21 protein-coding genes are annotated in these 18506 nt (G+C 70.2%); all 21 read left to right on the top strand.

Annotated features, from left to right (window positions below; all coding sequences use genetic code 11):
* Window positions 1–5: 5 nt before the first annotated feature.
* The 21 genes from L3Q67_RS01040 (at window position 6) to L3Q67_RS00940 (ending at window position 18506) form a co-directional block, all read left to right on the top strand.
* Window positions 6–1553, top strand: coding sequence for a terminase large subunit domain-containing protein (locus L3Q67_RS01040; RefSeq protein ID WP_499187703.1), 1548 nt, complete (start codon window positions 6–8; stop codon window positions 1551–1553).
* A complete protein-coding gene (locus tag L3Q67_RS01035; protein WP_499187702.1) occupies window positions 1550–1783 on the top strand; it encodes a hypothetical protein in 234 nt (77 codons plus the stop codon). Before L3Q67_RS01040 ends, L3Q67_RS01035 begins: the two co-directional genes overlap by 4 nt.
* Window positions 1783–3243: a phage portal protein gene (locus tag L3Q67_RS01030; protein WP_499187701.1), complete on the top strand. Its 1461-nt coding sequence runs from the start codon at window positions 1783–1785 to the stop codon at window positions 3241–3243. The genes L3Q67_RS01035 and L3Q67_RS01030 overlap by 1 nt, the downstream gene beginning before the upstream one ends.
* Entirely contained in the window at window positions 3240–3509 is a 270-nt protein-coding gene (locus tag L3Q67_RS01025) for a hypothetical protein (RefSeq protein WP_499187700.1), read from the top strand. Before L3Q67_RS01030 ends, L3Q67_RS01025 begins: the two co-directional genes overlap by 4 nt.
* A complete protein-coding gene (locus tag L3Q67_RS01020) occupies window positions 3510–4241 on the top strand; it encodes an HK97 family phage prohead protease (protein ID WP_499187699.1) in 732 nt (243 codons plus the stop codon).
* Window positions 4238–5782: a hypothetical protein gene (locus L3Q67_RS01015; protein ID WP_499187698.1), complete on the top strand. Its 1545-nt coding sequence runs from the start codon at window positions 4238–4240 to the stop codon at window positions 5780–5782. The genes L3Q67_RS01020 and L3Q67_RS01015 overlap by 4 nt, the downstream gene beginning before the upstream one ends.
* Window positions 5783–5857: 75 nt before the next feature.
* Window positions 5858–6205 (top strand): hypothetical protein, encoded by a 348-nt coding sequence (locus L3Q67_RS01010; protein ID WP_499187697.1) that lies wholly within the window; start codon window positions 5858–5860, stop codon window positions 6203–6205.
* Window positions 6205–6444: a hypothetical protein gene (locus L3Q67_RS01005; RefSeq protein WP_499187696.1), complete on the top strand. Its 240-nt coding sequence runs from the start codon at window positions 6205–6207 to the stop codon at window positions 6442–6444. The genes L3Q67_RS01010 and L3Q67_RS01005 overlap by 1 nt, the downstream gene beginning before the upstream one ends.
* Window positions 6444–6833, top strand: coding sequence for a hypothetical protein (locus tag L3Q67_RS01000; protein ID WP_499187695.1), 390 nt, complete (start codon window positions 6444–6446; stop codon window positions 6831–6833). The genes L3Q67_RS01005 and L3Q67_RS01000 overlap by 1 nt, the downstream gene beginning before the upstream one ends.
* A gap of 68 nt (window positions 6834–6901) precedes the next feature.
* Complete coding sequence (locus L3Q67_RS00995) at window positions 6902–7525, top strand: hypothetical protein (protein ID WP_499187694.1); 624 nt, start codon at window positions 6902–6904, stop codon at window positions 7523–7525.
* Complete coding sequence (locus L3Q67_RS00990; RefSeq protein WP_499187693.1) at window positions 7525–7947, top strand: hypothetical protein; 423 nt, start codon at window positions 7525–7527, stop codon at window positions 7945–7947. Before L3Q67_RS00995 ends, L3Q67_RS00990 begins: the two co-directional genes overlap by 1 nt.
* A 6-nt stretch (window positions 7948–7953) precedes the next feature.
* On the top strand, window positions 7954–8145 hold the full coding sequence (locus tag L3Q67_RS00985; RefSeq protein ID WP_499187692.1) for a hypothetical protein: 192 nt from the start codon (window positions 7954–7956) through the stop codon (window positions 8143–8145).
* The gene (locus tag L3Q67_RS00980; RefSeq protein ID WP_499187691.1) at window positions 8145–8888 is read left to right on the top strand and encodes a DUF192 domain-containing protein; all 744 of its coding nucleotides are present in this window, start codon (window positions 8145–8147) and stop codon (window positions 8886–8888) included. Before L3Q67_RS00985 ends, L3Q67_RS00980 begins: the two co-directional genes overlap by 1 nt.
* Before the next feature lie 77 nt (window positions 8889–8965).
* Window positions 8966–9370, top strand: coding sequence for a hypothetical protein (locus tag L3Q67_RS00975; protein WP_499187690.1), 405 nt, complete (start codon window positions 8966–8968; stop codon window positions 9368–9370).
* Window positions 9371–9377: 7 nt separating this feature from the next.
* The gene (locus tag L3Q67_RS00970) at window positions 9378–9944 is read left to right on the top strand and encodes a hypothetical protein (RefSeq protein WP_499187689.1); all 567 of its coding nucleotides are present in this window, start codon (window positions 9378–9380) and stop codon (window positions 9942–9944) included.
* A 16-nt stretch (window positions 9945–9960) separates the two neighbouring features.
* Window positions 9961–10458: a hypothetical protein gene (locus tag L3Q67_RS00965; protein WP_499187688.1), complete on the top strand. Its 498-nt coding sequence runs from the start codon at window positions 9961–9963 to the stop codon at window positions 10456–10458.
* 145 nt (window positions 10459–10603) lie between these two features.
* Entirely contained in the window at window positions 10604–13264 is a 2661-nt protein-coding gene (locus L3Q67_RS00960) for a hypothetical protein (protein ID WP_499187687.1), read from the top strand.
* Between the two features lies 1 nt (window position 13265).
* The gene (locus L3Q67_RS00955) at window positions 13266–16667 is read left to right on the top strand and encodes a hypothetical protein (RefSeq protein WP_499187686.1); all 3402 of its coding nucleotides are present in this window, start codon (window positions 13266–13268) and stop codon (window positions 16665–16667) included.
* A 14-nt stretch (window positions 16668–16681) separates the two neighbouring features.
* Window positions 16682–17134 carry a hypothetical protein gene (locus tag L3Q67_RS00950; protein WP_499187685.1) on the top strand — a complete coding sequence of 151 codons (453 nt, stop codon included), beginning with the start codon at window positions 16682–16684 and terminating at the stop codon, window positions 17132–17134.
* 105 nt (window positions 17135–17239) lie between these two features.
* Window positions 17240–17590, top strand: a complete 351-nt coding sequence (locus tag L3Q67_RS00945) for a hypothetical protein (protein ID WP_499187684.1) — start codon at window positions 17240–17242, stop codon at window positions 17588–17590.
* A complete protein-coding gene (locus tag L3Q67_RS00940) occupies window positions 17580–18506 on the top strand; it encodes a hypothetical protein (protein ID WP_499187683.1) in 927 nt (308 codons plus the stop codon). Before L3Q67_RS00945 ends, L3Q67_RS00940 begins: the two co-directional genes overlap by 11 nt.

Here is an 18506-nt window from a genome sequence, read left to right as displayed (position 1 = left end):
AGGACATGCTCACCATCCCGGACGGCCCGATGCGCGGGACGCCGTACCTGCTCACGAACGAAATGTGGCGGCACTTCCTGTGGGTGTACCGGCTGTTCCCCAACGCCGTGCCGCACCCGAAGTACCCGCGCCCGCGGGACGGGTTCGTCTACCACGGCACGCAGCTGCGGCGCCCGCAGAAGTGGGGCAAGGACCCGCTGCTGGCCGCGCGGGCCGCGGCGCACGCGCTCGGCCCGGTGCAGTTCGACGGCTGGGACGCCCACGGTGAACCGGTCGGGCGGCCGGTGGACACGCCCTGGGTGCAGCTGGCCGCCACGTCGGAAGAGCAGACGGCGAACACGTTCCGGCCGCTGTACCGGATGCTCTCGGAAGGACCGATCGCCGACACCCCGGGCCTGGACGTGGGCGAGACGCGGATCAAGCTGCCCGAGGGGGACGGCTGGATCGAGCCGGTCACGTCGGCCGCGCGGTCGCGCCTGGGTGCCCCGATCACCTTCGCGGGGTTCACCGAGCCGCACCTGATGCGCCAGTCCGACGGCGGGCTGGACATGGCGCGGGCGATGAAGCGGAACCTGACCGGCATGGGCGGGTCGTGGAGCGAGGCCACGAACGCGTGGGACCCGTCCGAGCAGTCGGTGGCGCAGCAGACCGCCGAGGCGAAGAACCCCCGGGTGTTCCTCGACCACATCGCCCCGGACCTCGAGCCGGTCGACCTCGACGACGAGGCCGCGGTACGCGAGCGGATCCGGATCAAGTACGGCGACTCGGCGCGCTCGGCCGGCGGATGGGTCGACGAGGACGGCATCTACGCCGACACCCAGGCCGCCGACACCGGCGAAGGTGAGGCGCGCAGGTACTTCCTGGACCAGGTCACGGTCGGCGAAAAGGACGCCGTGTCGGCGCCGGTGTGGGCGACACTGGCCGAGCCCGGCGGGCTGCGGCCGGGCGAACGGATCGTGCTCGGGTTCGACGGGTCGCGCTCGCGCGATGGGACCGCGCTGTGGGCGTGCCGCATCAGCGACGGGCGCCTGTTCGAGATCGGGATCTGGTGGCCCGAGCAGGACCAGCACGGCGAGTGGAAAGTGGACCGGCTCGCGGTGGACGAGGCGGTGCGCGCGGCGTTCGAGGCCTACGAGGTCTGGTACCTGTTCGCCGACCCGTACAAGTGGCAGGACTACCTCGACACCTGGGCCGGTGAGTGGCCGGACCGGGTCGTGGAGTTCCCGACCACGGTCGAGCGGCGCATGGACACCGTGATCGAGCGGTTCCTGACCGCCTACAAAGAGCGGTCGCTCTCGCACGATGGCAGCGAAGTCCTGGCCCAGCACGCCACCAACGCCGCGCTGGCCAAGGGCAAGCGCAAGCCGCCGCGCGAAGACGGCGAGCGGGAGAAGACCGAGTTCTACCTCCGCGTGGTGAAGAAGAAAGCCGGCGTGTTCATCGACGCGTTCATCGCCGCACTGCTGGCTTACGCCGCGCGCGGTCAGGCCATCGAAGACGGCGCGCTCAACGAGCCGGAGTCCGGCGAGATCGAAGGGGCGTTAATGGCATGACGAGCATGGTGGCGACCGCGAGTCGCATCGAGGAGAAGGCCCGCGAGTTCGAGCCGGTGCGGCTGGTGCTGACCGTGCTGGCACTGCCGTTCCTGGTGCTGGGCTGGACCGCGTTCATGCTGTGGCGGCTGCTGCGGCTGGTCGCATCCTGGCTGTGGGCGGCGGCGGTGGTGGGCTGGGAAGCCGCGTCGGCGCAGGCCTCGAGCACGCGTGAGCAGCGGGGCCCGTGATGGGCGTGCTCGAGCGCATCGAAGCGGTGCGCGCCCGCAGCGGGGCACAGCTGGCGTTCCCGGTCGGCTCGGCCGTGGTCGAACCGGCGGACAAGGTGTGGGGCCACCGTGACGAGCGGTACACCGAAGAGTCCTACGGCGACTATCTGGTTACCAGCAACGAGGTGTTCTCGGCCGCGCAGCTGCGGGCCCGGCTGATGTCCGTGCCGCCCATGCGCGTCTACCAGGGCCGCAACGAGGACAAGATCGAGCTGCCGAACTCGGCACCGGCCACGCTGCTCGACTACGTCAATCCGCACTGGACACCGGCGCGGCTGGCGCGCATGGACGAGCTGTCCATGTGCGTGTGGGGTCAGTCGTTCTGGGCGATCGAGCGCGACGAACGCGGAGAGCCCTCGGAAATCTGGTGGCTCAAGGCCTCGCGGGTCAAGCCGGTCCCGCACGAAACGGAGTACCTGACTAAGTTCCTGTACGAGTCGAACGTCAACGGCCAGGTGCTCGAGTTCACCGCGGACGAGATCGTGTGGTTCCGCTACCCCAACCCGCTCGACGAGTTCTCCGGGCTCTCGCCGCTGGCCGCGGCGCGCCTGGCCGCGGACACCGCGTCGGCGATGATGAAGGCCAACAACAATCTGCACAAGCAGGGGCTGCAGATCGCCGGCATGGTGATGCCCAAGGCACACGGGCAGGGCAAGGTGGCGACCACCTTCAGCCAGCCGCAGGCCGACGAGCTGCAGGAGCGGCTAGAGAAGCGGTTTTCCGGCGCGGACAAGGCGCACCGCTGGGCGGTGCTGCGCTACGAGGCGGAGTTCAAGCCGGTCAACATCAGCCCCAAGGACGCGGAATTCGTGCTGGGGCTGGGGTTGACGCTGCGGCAGGTGGCCAACGCCTACGGCATCCCGGCGCCGCTGCTCAACGATCTCGAGCACGCGACGCTGGCCAACATCCGCGAGTTCCAGAAAGGACTGTGGGAACACGCCCTGGTCCCGGATCTGGATCTGCGCGCGCAGGAGATCCGCGAGCAGTTCCTGCCGAAGTTCGGCAAGCGCGCCCGCCGCGGGCTCATCGGCTCGGCCGCCGTGCCCGATCACGTGCAGGCGGACCTGTCCGGGGTGGCCGCGCTGCAGGAGTCGCAGTCGGCGGTGTGGGACCGCGAGCGCCAGGCGATCGAGGTCGGCGGGCTCACGATCAACGAGTGGCGCGCCCGGCGCGGGATGCCGCGCGTGCCGTGGGGTGACGTGTGGTGGGCGCCGGTGAACAAGGCCGCCGTGCACGACGAAAACAGCGTGCTCGGCGGCGGGACCGACCCGGCCGCGGTCGACCCGGCCGAGGACGACAACGAGGGTCAGGCCGTCGACGAGCAGAAGCCGGCGCCGGGCACCGAGCAGAACGCCGCGGCGTGGGACCAGGTGCTGGCCGCGCTCGAGGTCGACGTACGAGCACTGGAGATCACGTCATGAGCGAGCCACCACCAGGCGCGGGTGACGTGATCCTGTGCGTCTACGCCGCCGAGGCCAACGACCTGCGCGTGCGCCACCCGGACGCGGTGCTGGCCTCACCGGACAGCGTCAGGTCACTGGAGGGGCTGCGGATCACCGGCCGCATCTTCACCACCGCGCGGGCCGATGAGCGCCCGTTCTGCCACCAGGCGATGCAGGCGCTCAAGCGCTCGGCGCGCAAGAGCGGCGGCGACTACGAGACCGTCCACAGCATCGGAGGCACCTAGATGGAAACGAAACTGGCCTACGGGCGTGCCGAGCTGGACCGCTCGGCGCTGGACACCGGTGGGGACGGGCCGTTGTCCTTTGTGGCCTCGAGCACCGGCCTGAACCGCTACGGCTATTCGCTGCGCAACGAGGGCTGGCAGCTGGAGAACTTCAACGCCAACCCCGTCGTGCTGTGGATGCACCAGCCGCACCGGCCGCCGATCGCGCGCGGTGTCGCGCTGAGCAAGAACGGCGCGGTGGTGCTCGACCAGGTCGTGTTCGACGCCGAGGACGAGCTCGCGCGCATGGTGGAGTCGAAGTACCGGCGCGGGTTCCTCTCGGCGGTGTCGGTCGGGTTCGACTTCACCGACGACGAGGGCAAGCCGCTGGAGAACTGGTGGCGCCTGTCGCTCGAGGAGATCCGCGACGAGGCGCACTACGACCTGGCCGAGGTCTCCGCGGTGTCCATCCCGGCCGACCCGCGCGCGCTGGTGCAGCACTCGCGCCGCGCGCTGTCACTGGTCGGCCGCGAACTCGTCGAGCTGTTCGACGAGCAGGAGTACGGCACCACGACCGCCGAGCAGGTCCGCGCCTGTGTGCGCGACGAGCTGGCCCGGCTCGGGCTGCAGTTGCCGCCCGCGGGCACCACTACCGACCCCACCGGCAAGCAGGCCGGTACCGACGAGATCGACACGCAGGCTGCCAGCGCGGTGCTCGCAGCGTTCGCCACCGAGGAAGGAATATCGCTGTGACCGACAAGCTGACGCTCGAGGACCTGGCGAAGGACATTCGCGCCCGGCTCGACGCCGTGGACACCAAGGTCACCGAGTCGGTGTCCGACGACAAGCTGTCCGCGCTGATTCAGGAGAACCTCTCGACGCTGGTCGAGAACGACAAGGAGTTCGTCCGCAAGCTCCGGTTCGGCCCGGACGCCGGCGGTTCGCGGGAGCTTGTGGGCACGAAGTACGCCCGCTGGGGCCTGAACATGGCCGATGTCGAGTTCCTGTACGACCTGCAGAACAGCCTGCGCGGGCAGCGCAAGGGCTCGGGCGGCACCTACCAGGGGCCGTCCGAGGAACTGACCAAGACGTTCGAGGCGATCACCCTCGCGCGCTACCTGCCGATGGACAAGGTGCGCGAACTGGACCGCAAGGCGCTCGACGAGATGTTCCCGCGCATCCCGATCACCGAGTTTCACGGCAAGGACCGCACGCTGGCCGCGCAGGGCAAGTACGAGCTGACCGGCGCCTACCAGCGCGCGGTGCTGGCGATGGACACCGCCGAATCGGGGTTCGGTGCGCAGCTCATCGGCGCGCAGTACGTGGGCGAGCTGTGGGAGGCCCCGCGCAAGCTGGGCCGGATCTTCCCGCTGATCGACGCGTTCGAGATGACCGACCCGACCGCGTACCTCCCGGTCGAGGTGGACATCCCGGAGATGCTGTGGGTGCCGCAGTCGGTGAGCAACAACGCGTCGAACTACGACACGGTCAAGACCGGGTCGCAGCGCGTGCAGGTCGACGCGCAGAAGTTCGTGATCCACCAGATGTGGTCCGGGGAGATGGAAGAGGACTCCATCATCCCGTTCATTCCGTTCCTGCGGCGGCAGGCGGCGCTGTCGGTGGCGCACTACTCGGACAGCCTGGTGCTCAACGGAGACACCACCAACGCCGCCACCGGCAACATCAACCTCGATGACGCCGACCCGGCGAACACCAAGCACTATCTGGCTTTCGACGGGATCCGGCACGCCGCGCTGGTGGACAACACCGCCAACAACACCGACGCCGCCGGGGCGCCGACGCTGGCGCTGCTCAACGGGCAGCGCGGCAAGATGGTCGACTACCAGCGGCTGGTCGACTGGGGCCACCCGATCGACCCGAACGACCTGGTGCACGTCGCCGACCCGGACACCGCGGACCGGCTGGCGATGCTGGACGAGGTGCTGACCGTGGACAAGTACGGCCCGCAGGCCACCGTGCTCAACGGCGAGCTGGCCCGGGTGCTCGGTAACCCGCTCATCGGCTCGATCGCCCAGCCCAAGACCGAGGCCGACGGCAAGGTGTCGACCACCGCGGCGAACAACACCAAGGGCCAGGTGACCACCTTCAACCCGCGCGGGTTCAAGGCCGGGTGGCGGCGCCGGATCATGGTCGAGTCCGAGCGGCTGCCGGCCACCGACCAGACCCGGATCGTCTACAGCCTGCGGCTGGGGTTCGGCCGGTTCTCCCCGACCGGCGCGGCGTCGGGGATCGAGGCCGCGGCGACGCTGTCCAACATCGACAACAGCCTCTGACCACCGAGCTACCCGGACACTCGCGTGCGGCCGCCATCCCGGCGGGCGCACGTGTGCGTCCAGAAAGGACAGATCGTGACGCAGAGGGAAAAAATCGCGATCGCGCCGACCGGGCGCGCGTCGCGGATGTCGATCAAGCCGGTCGAAGTCTTGGCCGCGCACCGCACGATCAGCGGGCTCGAGGTCGAGCGCTACCAGGCGATGGCGTTCGACCCCGGTGGCGCCGGGCGCAACGTGATCTTGCCCGCGGCGTCCGGCTGCCGCGGGGTGTTCCTGTACATCTCCAACACGGCCGACGCCGCGGAGATCCTCACGGTGCAGAACGCCAGCGGCGCCACCGTGGTCACCCCCACCCAGGCCGAATCCGCGCTGGTGTGGTGCGACGGCACCAGCTGGTACGGCCTGGTCGGGGCGCAGTCCTGATGGGCGGGCACGTCCACACCGGCGAAGTGGTGATGACCCGCGGCGCCGATGGCCGCGTGGAGATCACCCAGGCGCCGGACACCGCGCTGATGTCGCTGCAGATGCTGGCGAACCTGGACCCGGCGACCTCGGTGGTCACCGGCCGCACCATCACCCTGGCCGGGCAGGTCACCTACCGGGTCACCGGCTGGGACACCGTGCAGGCGTGTCTGGTCCTGACCAAGGAGAGGAGCGCGTAATGCCGCGCTACCGCGTCAAACACCGCTACCACGCCCGCCGCGACGGTAAGGCCTTCGGCCCGTGGGAACCCAAGGACGATGTCGAGCTGGACCAGGCGGACGCCGAGTGGGTCAACCGCGACTCGCCCGGCACGCTGAGCGCTGTGCGCGCGGCAGCGTCCACACCGGAACCCCCGCAGGACCCGCCGGAGGGGCCGGAGAAGCCGCCGCAGAAGCCCGGCGACGGCGGGCAGGCAGCGCCGCCGCAGGAGCCGCCGAAGCCCGGTGATGACGGCGAGCAGCCGCCGAACTCCGGCGACGGCACCGAGCAGACCGGCGACGCGCAGGCCTCCGGCGACAAGGGCGAGCAGGCCGCCACCCGCCGGCGCGGCAAGGCCACCGGTAAGTAGAGACCTCGGGCTGCTCCCGGATGCGTCCCCGGGGGCAGCCCGAGCCCCACACGGAAAGGCGGTGCGCGATGGCGCTCGGCGATCCCTACAGCGACCGGGACGTGATCAAGAAATACACCGGGCTCACTGACGACGACGAGGCCGACGACGCCGAGATCGACGCCGCGATCGGCTCGGTGGCCCGCGAGATCAACGGCCACTGTGGACGGCAGTTCAACCTGGCCGCCGAGGCCTCGGCCCGGATCTACGACCGTGAGCACACCGAGCTGGTGTACGTCGATGACTTCGCCAGCGCCGACGGGCTGATCGTGGCCACCGACGACGCCGGTGACGGGTCGTACTCGGCGGTGTGGTCGCCTGCGGACTACCAGCTCGAACCGCTCAACGGGGTGGTGGACGGGGACCCGGGCTGGCCGTTCTGGGCGATCCGCGCGGTGGGTGGCCGGCGGTTCCCGGCCGGGCGCCACGCCACCGTGCGGGTGACCGCCCGGTGGGGCTGGTCCGCAGTACCGGATCCGGTCGCGCAGGCGAGCAAGATCCTGGCTGCCGAGACCCTGAAACTGCGCGAGGCCCCGTTCGGGGTGGCCGGGTTCGGGGACTTCGGCGCGGTGCGGGTGCGGGACAACCCGATGGCCGCGAAGAAGCTCGCGCCGTTCGTGCGCACACCGATCTTGAGCAGGGGGCGGGACTGATGGCCGCACCGACCATTGAGGCCGTGATGGACGCGCTCGAGGCGCGCCTGTCCACGGTTCCCGGACTGCGTACGTCCACGCACAGCCCGGGGAAGATCAACCCGCCCGAAGCGATCGTCGGCGCGCCCGACATCGACGAGTACCGGCTGACCTTTGGCCGCGGGCGGATGACGCTGCTGTTCCAGGTGACCGTGCTGACCTCCGCCGCGTTCGACCGGCCGGGGCAGCGCAAGCTGGCAGCTTTCGCCAGCGTCACCGGCGATCAGTCCATCCCGCTGGCGATCGAGGCGGACCAGACCCTGGGTGGTATGGCCGAAACCTGCTACGTGGCCAGCTACCGCGCGCTCGGTCTGGAAGAGGTCGGGGCCATCGGCTACTTCGGCGGCATCTTCTCGGTGCCCGTGACCGTGAAAGGAAAGTGAGTCCGCATGGGACACCAGGTGTTCCGGGTGGTCGGGCCGCGCCGGGTGTGTGACACCGCCCCCGGCGGCACGGTCACGATTGCCGAGGACAGTCCGCTCAACGTCGGCGCGCTGCTCGAGGCCGGGCTGATCGAGCCGGTCAAGCGCACCCCGAAGCCGAGCGGTGGCAGCGCGAAGAACCAGGGGGGTGAAGGCTGATGGCGACACAGGCGCTGCTCAACGTCTTCTGCTACGTCGGCGGGCACGACTTCACCGGCTCGAGCAACCAGGCCACGCTGAATTCCGAGGTGACCGCGCTCGACTCCACCACCTTCCGCAACGGCGGCTGGACCAGCGTCAAGGGCGGAGCGAAGTCCGCGACGTTCGAGCTGGCCGGGTTCTGGCAGGCGCCCGAAGACGAGGACTCGACTGCAGTCGACCCGGAGCTGTTCGCCGCGCTCGGCGCCGCGCCGAGCGTGCACACGTTCGGGCTCGACGAGGTAGCCGGGTCCGTGGCCTACCTGTGGAAGGCCGGCCGGTTCAGCTACCAGGTCGGCGGCACGTACAACGAGATGGCCCCGTTCACCGTGTCCGCCCAGGGCGCGGACGCGCACGGGGTGATCCGCGGTCAGCTGGCCAAGCCCTGGGACGAGGAACCGACGTCGGCGGCCGGGCCGCTGGGCGGCGCGCTGCAGCTCGGCGCCGGGGCCGCGGGCAAGAAGCTGTACGCCACCGTGCACGGATTCGAGGTCGGCACCACCGTCACCGTGGCGGTCGAGTCCGACACCACCGCCGGGTTCGCCTCACCGACCACCGTGGCCACGTTCCCGGCGCTGACCGCGCGCGGCGCGCTGTGGCTGCCGCCGGTCGACGCGAGCGGGTTCACCGACACCTACTACCGGCTCACGGTCACCGCGATCACCGGTGACGCCCAGCTGGCCGGGGCGATCGCCCTGCAGTAACCCGCCACCTCCCGCACTCCACGCAGGCCCTGCCGTACGGCACGGGCCTTTTTTGTTGCCCAGAAAGGGAAACGCACATGGCAACGATGGCGCTGCTCAACGAATTCCTGTCGCTCAACGGCACCGACATGTCCGACCACATGAAGCAGGCGACGCTCGCGCTCGAGGCGACCGCGCTGGACTCGACCGCGATGGGCGACGGCTGGACCGAGCAGACCGCCGGTCTCAAGTCCGGCACGCTGACCTTCGAAGCGCTCGAGGACACCGCCCCCGGCGAGATCGACGCGATCCTGTGGCCGCTGTTCGGCACGGTCGCCACGTTCGTCGTGCGCCTGGACGCGGGCCCGGTGTCGGCCAGCAACCCGCAGTACAGCGGGCAGGTGCTGATCCAGCAGCACAGCGTGGGCGGGTCGCTCAACGAGATGGCGATGAAGAACCTGTCCTTCCCCACCTCGGGCGCGGTCGCCCGCGCCACCAGCTGAGCAGCACATGCCGGCGCGGCTTGAGATTCGGGGCACCGCGGAGTTCCGGGCGACCGCGGCCAAGCTCAAGCAGGTAGCCGGGAGCGGGGAGCTGTCCCGGCTGATGACGCGCCGGATGCGCGAGGCCGCCGCGCCCGCGGTGGGCGAGGCGCAGCAGCGGGTGCGGGCGATCGCCACCAGCTCGACCCGCGGCGGCGGCGGGCAAGCCCGCCGTGAACACACGCTCGCCCGGCGGAAGAAAACCCAGGCCGCGAGGAAGACCGCGTTCGCCAACCGCGGGCTGCGCAACAGCGTGGCGCGCGCGGTCAAGACCCAGGTGAAGTCCTCCGGCCGCACGGCCGGAGTCCGGATCCGGGTGCAGTCCTCCACGCTGCCGACCGATCAGCGCAAGCTCCCGCTCTACCTCAACGCCGGGAAGTGGCGGCATCCGGTGATGGGCAACCGGGACCGGTGGGTCACCCAGACCGTGACCCCGCCCGGCTGGTTCGACTCGACCATGGCCAAGCACGGCAGCAAGATCCGCGACTCGGCGGCCGAGTCAGTGAACGTGATCAACAAACTCGTTTCATCCTGAAAGGACGCACAGGGACATGATCGACGAGCAGCTGGTGGCCGCGTTGCGGTCGGACAGCCACCGATTCCGGTTCGGGTTCAAGGACTCCGACGAGTCATGGATGTTGGACTTCGACGACATCGACGTCGGTGACCTGATCGAGCTGGAGAAGGTCACCGGTGTCGTGTGGGGGCAGCTGCTCAAGGAATGGGCGGTGACGTCGGCCCTGTCGATCAAGGCGTTTTTCTGGCTGGCCAAGCGCAAAGCCGGTGACACCACCCCGTTCGACAAGTTCGGGTTCCCGATGATGCGGTTTCGGCTGACTCCGGTCGAGCCCGTCGTGGCGCCCGCGCCCGCCGAGGGCACCGGGACCGAGGACACCGGGACCGAGGACACCGGGACCGGGGACGCCGAGGCCGAGGACGCCGGCGCCGAGGACACACCAGCGGCAGGCCGGGGAAACGGCGGAACGGGTCGGTCACGCGCACCGCGGGCGACCCGCAAGAAGGCATCCGGTTCCACCTCACGCAGCTGAGGGTCCCGTTCCTCGTCCGGTTCGGGCTGCACCCGGCCGACGTGGCGCGGTTGCCCGTCGCTGATTTCTACAAGCTGGCCGAGATCGTCGCCCAGCAGGACCAGGCCGCCGCGCAGCGGTAGCCGGCACTTCCCGGGGGTGGACTGTGGCGGTCAAAGACCTGGTGTTCACGGTGCTGGGCATCGACAAGGCGTCGAACACCTTCGATCGGGTGGGCGACTCGATCGACCGCATGGGCGTCAAGGCCGTCAAGGCGATGGCGCTCAGCTCGGGTGCGTCGGCCGCAGCCGCGGCGGTCACCACCGCGGCGGTGGCGGCGATGCCGCTGGCGTTCGCCGGGCTCGGCGCGTTCGCGCTCAAGGAGAACGCGCAGGTTCAGCAGTCGTTTCGGGATCTGTCCAGCGAGGTCCGTTCCGGGCTGACCGCGGACGCGGCGCCGCTGCGGGACGCCTACGTGGGCGCGGCCGACGACCTGGGCGCGAGCTTCCAGCGGTTGCGGCCGCAGATGCGCGAGGCCTTCGCCGACCCGGCGACCACGGCAGCGATCAAGGAAACCGTGGGCGGGGTCACCGACTTCGCCGAGAACGCCATGCCCGGGATGCTCGACGCGGTCAAGGCCTCCGCGCCGGTGATGACCGGACTTCGTTCGCTGATGGCCGACACCGGCGTCGGTGTGTCCGGATTCTTCACCGAGGTATCCAAGGGCAGCGCGGACGCCGGCACGGGGCTCGGTCACTTCGGGGACCTGGTCGAGGAGATCCTGCCCGCGGTAGGCGCCGGGGTCACCGCGGCCACCGGGCTGTGGGCCGAGCACGGCGACGAAGTCGTACAGGTCGTGAGCCAGATCCTCGACGTGGTCGGGCAGCTCGGCGGCGGCGCGCTGCCGGTGATGTCCTCCGCGCTCGGCGTGGCGCTGGACATGCTCTCCGGCGTGCTCGGCGTGCTCGGCCCCATCTCCGGCGCGCTCGGCCCGCTGATCGGGCTGTGGATGTCGCTGTCGACGGCGATGAAGCTCATCGGTGGTGCGCGCGAGGCGATCGCCGGTGTGGCCGTGCGGGTCGCGGAATTCGCGTCGGCATCGGACGGGGCAGCCACCAAGGGCGAGCGAATGCGCGGCATGTTCGGGTCGTTGCTCGGCGCGGTCGGCGGGCCGTTCGGGATCGCGCTCGGCGCCGGCGCCCTGGCCCTGGCCGTGATCGGGCAGCGTCAGCAGGAAGCCGCGGCCGCGGCCAAGGCACACGAGGACCGCGTCCGGTCGCTGACCAAGGCCATTCAGGAGGACGGCGGCGCGATCGGCCAGCACTCCAAGGCCAATGTGGACGCCGCGCTAGCGTCGAAAGACGCCGCCGACAACGCGAAGGCCTTGGGCATTTCGTACGGCACGGTGCGCGACGCAGCCACCGGCAGCGACTCGGCGATGTCCGCGCTCAACGGCACGATCAACGCGCAGATTGACGCGATCGTGAAGGCCTCCGGCGGCACCGACACCATGGCCAACAGCCTCAAGGGCAGCACGCTGGCGTGGCAGGCACAGGGCAAGTCCGCAAACGACATGGTCGGGATCTTCCAGGGCGGCATCCTCGCGTCGGCGCAGTTCACCACCGAGCAGGAAAACCAACTGCTGGCCCTGCTCAACCTCAAAGCTGCCACCGAGGGAGAGTCGCAGGCGCTGGACAAGGCGACCGTGACCGCCAACAACGCCGCGGCCGGATTCGCCCAGGTGTCGACCGCGACCCGCATCGCCGAGCAGGGAGCCAGCCAGTATCAGCAGGCTCTGGCCACCGTCGCCGACATCACCAAGTCCGTGGAGGAACGGGGCGAAGCGATGATCGCCGTTCTCGACAAGCTGGCCGGGCGGACACCGTCCTATGAGGAAGCCACGCAGGCCATCAACGACGGAATCCGTCAGCTCGGCGAGGGGTTCGACACCAGCGGCGCGGGAGCGGGCGCGCTCAACGACAAGCTGCTCAACGCCAACGGCACCATCAACACCTTCACCGTGAACGGCTCGGCGCTGCAGGACAAACTCGTGGAACTGCAGGGTGGATTCGCCAACGCGGGCGCGTCGGTGAACGAGCTGACCGCGCAGAGCGTGCCACTCGGCCAGGCCATCATGCAGGTCAACGACAACCTGACCACCCAGCAGGAAAGGTTCGTCGCCTCAGCCATCGCAATGGGCTTCACCCGCGAGGGCGCGCTGCAGATGGCGAACGCCTACGGCATCGGTAATCACAGCCTCGGGGTGTTCATGGGCACGCTCTCGGCGACCGACCTACAGGCCCAGGGCGTCACCAAGTCGGTCAACGCCGCAGGAGACGCGGTGTACAAGCTGCCCAACGGCAAGACGATCACCGTCAAGGCCGACACGTCCAGCTTCTTCGCGTCGCTGTCCAAGGTCACCGGGCACGTGGGCAACGCGTTCGTGAGCCTGGGCGCGAAGGTGGCCGGGATGAACTTCAAGGCCAACGGCGGCATGGTCGGCAAGTTCGCCCACGGCGGGCTGCCGAGGTTCGCCAACGCCGGACTGATCAACGGCACCGGCGGGCCCAAGGAAGACCTGGTTCCGTTGCTGGCCAGCAACAAGGAGTTCATCTCCACCGCCGCGTCGACCGCACGAAATCAGGCGGCGCTCGAGGCCGGGAACAAAGGTGCGGCGCTCGGCGTGCTCGGCGCCGGCGGCGGCAGCGCCACCGTCGCGCAGCTGCAGATCGGGTTCGTGCCGGGTGCGGATGACTTGTTCCTGCGGTGGCTGCGCAGCGTGATCCAGTTCTCGGGCGGGAACGTGCAGAAGGTGCTGGGGGGCTGAGATGGCGTTTCCGCAAGACGAGCTCGACCTGTACGTGGAGCTGTACTACGGCGGTGTGTGGAACGACATCACCACGCACACCTTCGCCCGCGGCGCGATCAACCACAGCCGCGGCCGCGGGGACTGGGCGAAGGCGGCCGACCCCAGCCGCTGCACCCTGATCCTGGACAACTCCGATGGCCGGTACTCGCGGCACAACCCCGCGTCGCCGCTGTACGGGCTGATCGGGCGCAACACCCCGATTCAGGTCAGGGTGGGCCCACCGCGGGGCGCGCTGCTCACCGCGGGCCGCCCGGCAGGGTCGGGGGTGACCACACCGGACGCCCCGTCGCTCGGGTTCACCGGGGACCACGACGTCCGGATCGACGTCACCCCGCGCAGCTGGCGGCCGCAGTTCACCGGCGGGCAGACACTGGCCTCGAAGTACCTCAACACCGGTGATCAACGGTCGTGGCTGCTGGCGGTGCTGGCCACCGGAAAGCTCGAGCTGATGTGGTCGCCGGACGGCACGCTGGCCGCGCGGCTTTTCGCCGCGTCCACGGTCGCGGTGCCGGAGTCCACGCGGCGCCTGGCCGTGCGCGCCACCCTGGACGTGAACAACGGCGGCGGCGGGCGAACGGTGACGTTCTACACCGCGCCCACGATCGCCGGGCCCTGGACGCCGCTCGGTGCGCCGGTCACCGCGGCCGGGGTCACCTCGGTCAAGGACGGCACCGCGACCCTGGCCATCGGCGCCGGGGCGTCCGGTGCTCAGCAGGTGTACCCAAACTTCATCGGGCGCACGCACGCGTTCGAGCTGCGCAACGGCATCGACGGCACCGTGGTCGCGGCGGCGGATTTCAGCGCGCGCCGGGTGCGGGAGAACACGCCGTTCACCGACTCGACCGGTCTGGTGTGGACGATGCACGGCACCGAAACCGGCATCAGTGACGAGTCGGTGCGGTTCTCCGGCGAGGTGTCGAACTGGCCGGTCCGCTGGGACCCGACCGGTACTGACGTGTCGGTGCAGCTGGACGCCGCGTCGATCCGCCGGCGCCTGTCCCAGGGCGCGTCCCCGCTCCGGAGCACGTTCTTCCGGGCGGTGACCAACGCGGCGTACGCGCCGCCGGTGGCGTACTGGCCGTGCGAGGAAGAGTCCGGGGCCACCCAGCTGGCGTCCGAGGTCGAAGGCGTGCCACCGCTGCAGATGAGCACATTCGTGTCGGGCACGTCGGCGAAGGCCTCGCTCGGCGCGTACTCCGGGTTCGAATGCAGCGAGCCAATTCCGCAGTGGAACAACACCTTCGCGTGGGCGAGCATCCCCACGCAGCCAGCCACCGGCGAGCTGCGCGCGTTCATGCTGCTGCACACCCCGGAGGCTGGTGTGCCGCAGACCGTGCAGGTGCTCAACCTCGGTACGTCCGGCTCTACTGGGGAATGGCAGCTGCTGGTCGACCCGGCCGGTTCCATGCAGGTGGTGGTCAAGGACCCGGGCGGCACCAACGGCGCCACGATCTACACCAGCACCTGGGTGGGGTTCCAGCTCAACAACCGCGACGTGTGGGCGGGGCTCTGGCTCAAGCAGGTCGGCAGCGCGATCGAGTGGCAAATGTTCGCCTACGACACCGACATCACGAAAAACCAGGTGTGGACCGAGACCTTGCCAGCGCACACGTTCGGGCACGCGACCAAGGTGCTGGTGGCCAACGGCGGGGACTTGGGCAGCACGGCGATAGGGCACGTCGGCGTGATCAACAACAACACGGCCGACGTGTGGGGGAGGATGGCCGGCGGGTTCCGTGCGTGGCGCGGCGAGACCGCCGGTGCGCGGCTGGAGCGCATCGCCACCGAGGAACAGATCCCTCTCGCTCTGGCGCTGGATCCGGACTTCACCGACCGGGTCGGCGCGCAACGGCCGATCGAGGTATTGGACCTGCTCGACGCCGCGGCCGCGGTGGATCTCGGGATGCTGACCGAGCGACGCGACGCGCTCGGCATGGTCTATCTCGGGCGCGCTCGCCTGTACAACCAGGAACCGCGGCTGGTGCTCGACTACGAGCAGGGCCACATCTCCGAGCCATTCGAGCCGGAAGACGACGACCAGGCGCTACGTAACGACATCACCGTCAAGCGCGAGCAAGGCAGCTCGGCGCGGGCGGTGGCCGAGACCGGGCCGGTGTCGGTGCTGCCGCCCCCGGCAGGGGTCGGCCGCTACGAGGAATCCGTCACGATCAACGCCCACTCCGACAGCCAGCTCGAGCCGCACGCCGGGTGGCGGCTGCACCTGGGCACCGTCGACGAGCTGCGCGTGGCCAGCGTCCACATCGATCTCAAGCGCAACCCGCAGCTGATCGATGCGGTCACGGCGCTGGACACGGGCGACCTCATCCGGATCGAGAACTTGCCCGCGTGGATGCCGCCGGGCCCGCTGGACCTGATCGTGCAGGGCTACCGCGAGACGCTGAAAACGCACGAGTGGGATATCACGGTGAACACCACGCCGGCGTCGGCGTGGCGGGTCGCCGAGACCGACAGCGACGACGCCCGCGCGGACACCGCGGGCAGCCAGCTCGCGGCCGCGGTCACCAGCTCGGCCACGTCGCTGCTGGTATCCACCACGGTCGGCCCCATCTGGACCACCAGCCCGGCCGAGTTCCCGTTCGATCTCGCGGTGGGCGGGGAACATGTCACCGCCGTCGCGGCGGCTGACGGCGCCGCTGACGCGTTCACGCGCACGGTGGCGGCCGGGTGGGGCACCGCCCCGTCCGGTCAGGTGTGGACGGTCTCCGGCGGTGCGGCGGCAGACTTCTCCGTGTCGGGCGGACAGGGGTTGGTGTCGCAGGGCACCACCGCGGCGAACAGGTGGGCGTTGCTGCCGCTCGGCGCGGCCGATGCGGACGTGACCGCCACCGTCGGCACGAACAAGGCGGCCGTGGGCGGTATCCAGCTGCTGGGGCTGATGGCTCGCGCCAGCTCGACGGCCAACTACTACCTGGCCCGACCGGTGTTCGAGACCTCCGGCGCGGTGACGCTGTATCTGGTCAAGCGCGTCGCCGGGGCCGAAAGCGTGCTCACCGCGGTGGTGGTCCCGGGGCTGACCCACGTGGCCGGCGCCCGCTACGGGGTGCGCCTGCAGGTAATCGGCTCGCGGGTGCGCGGCAAGGTCTGGGCCGCCACCGCGGGCGAGCCGGTCGGCTGGACGCTGACCGCCACCGACACCGCCCTGGCCGCCCCCGGCGGGGTCGGCTGCTACCAGCAACTCGGCGGCGGGTCCTCCAACGCCCCGGTGACCGTGGCGTGGGACGACCTGCGCGTGGTCACCCCGCAAAGCTTCACCGTCGTCCGCTCGGTCAACGGCATCACTAAGCCGCACGCGGCCGGGGCTGACGTGCGCCTGGCGCATCCGGCGATCGTGGCTCTGTAGAAGGGAAAGAACGCATGGGCTGGCTGGCTGGCGAACGGATCACCGCGCAGCGACTGCAGGCGGGAAACATCCTCGCCGAAACCGGAGTCGTCGACATCGCCCCGAAAACGGCGACCGCGGTGCACGCGACCATGGTGGTGCCCGACCCCGGGGTGTCGCACAAGTTGAAGTTCTGGGGCTACGTGCGCGCCGGTGTCGGCACCGCGACGGGTGTCGATTTCGACATTATCGACGGGCCGGGTCCGGCGGGCACCCGGCTCACCACGATCTACAGCCACGGTCAGGCGACGTGGGCAAGCAGCATTCTGCGCATGTACACCGTGGCCGGAACCTCCGGTGTGCTCGCGCCCGGCGCGGACCGCACTGTGTCGCTGGTGATGACGAAGTGGGGCGGCGGCGGGACGGACGGCTGGGTGCTCTCGGACGCCGCGTTCACCAAAATCTACGCCCGGCCCATCCCGGTCTGACCGATCCGGACGACGGACCGGCGCTATATCCCGGTGTTCGCACACCCGGGAAGTCCACTGTGGAGTTACAGCCCCGGGAGGCTGCGCGTATGAGCGGGGTGCACCGTGGACAAACTACCGGCCGGACTGCCGCCCTGGCTGCTGATCGTGCTCGCGGTGCTGATCCTGGTCGTGGTGCCGGTGCTCACCAGCCCCACCGCGGTCGAGTGGGTCAAAGCCAGGTTCGCCAGGAAGTCCCCACCGGCACAGGTCGAGCCACCCAACCCCGTGGTGCTCGAGCGTGCGGCGGTGTCCGGCGAGTTCCTGCAGGACCGGCTGCTGGCCGAGCAGACCGAGACCGCCGAGTACCGCACGGAAATCCGGGAATTGCGCGCCCGTATCGACCAGCTGCAGGTCGAGCGCGGCCAGCTACGCGAGCAAGTGATTCGTTTGGGAGGCGATCCCGATGACCGATGAGCACCAGGCCGACGAGCACCAGGGCGACGGCTGGGAGGCGATCCCGGTCACCGACGAGCACCAGGCCGACGAGCACCAGGGCGACGGCGCCCGGATCGCGGCAGGGTTCCGCGAGGTGTCCAAAGTGCCGGCCACCGCGCGCGCCGAGGCACGCGCCGAGGTCGGCCGCTTGTGGCGGGTGATGACCGTGGTCAACCTGGCGGTGGTCGTGGCGGCCGCGGTCGCCGGTGCCTGGTACGGACAGGAAGTCGCCGCCGACAACGCCGCGACGCGCGCCGAGGTCTCCGCGCTGCGCTCGGCCGCCGAGCAGGTCAAGCCCAGCGGCGACCAAGCCAACCGCGAGCTGACCGACCAGGGCCGCGCGCCGGTGCCGATCCCCGAGCCGGGCACCGCGCCGGACGCGGACGTGATCACCGCTTCGGTCACGGCCCGCGTGCTCGCCTCCATCCCGGCGCCGGAGATTTCCCCGGCCCGGCTCGGCCAGGCGATCGCCGAGCAGATGGCCGCCTCCCCGCCGGTGGTGTCCTCCGGGGCGCTCGCCGCGTCGGTGGCCGGGTACCTGCAGCTGAACCCGCCGCCGCCCGGAAAGGACGGCCAGCCCGGCGCGGACGGCCAGCCCGGCACCGACGGCGCACCGGGGCAGTCCCCGCCGTGTATGGCCGAGCCGGACCAGTGCAAGGGCGAGAAGGGCGACCCGCCCACTGCGGCCGAGATCGAAGCCGCGTTCGCCGAGTTCGTCACCGCTAACCCCGAGCTGCTGCGCGACACCCTGTGCGCCGGACTCGGCACCTGGCAAGAGGTCAGCTTGCGCAGCGCGGACGGCGGCACCACCAGCGGCTTCCTGTGCGTGGTCGGCACCACCGACCCGATCGTGTCCGTCCCCGAAGTCCCATCCATCCCCGTCAACCCGAGGTGA

The sequence above is a fragment of the Saccharothrix sp. AJ9571 genome, assembly GCF_021725495.1.
In the GTDB taxonomy this organism is placed as follows: Bacteria; Actinomycetota; Actinomycetes; order Mycobacteriales; family Pseudonocardiaceae; genus Amycolatopsis; species Amycolatopsis magusensis.
This window is presented reverse-complemented; position numbering and strand designations above follow the sequence as displayed.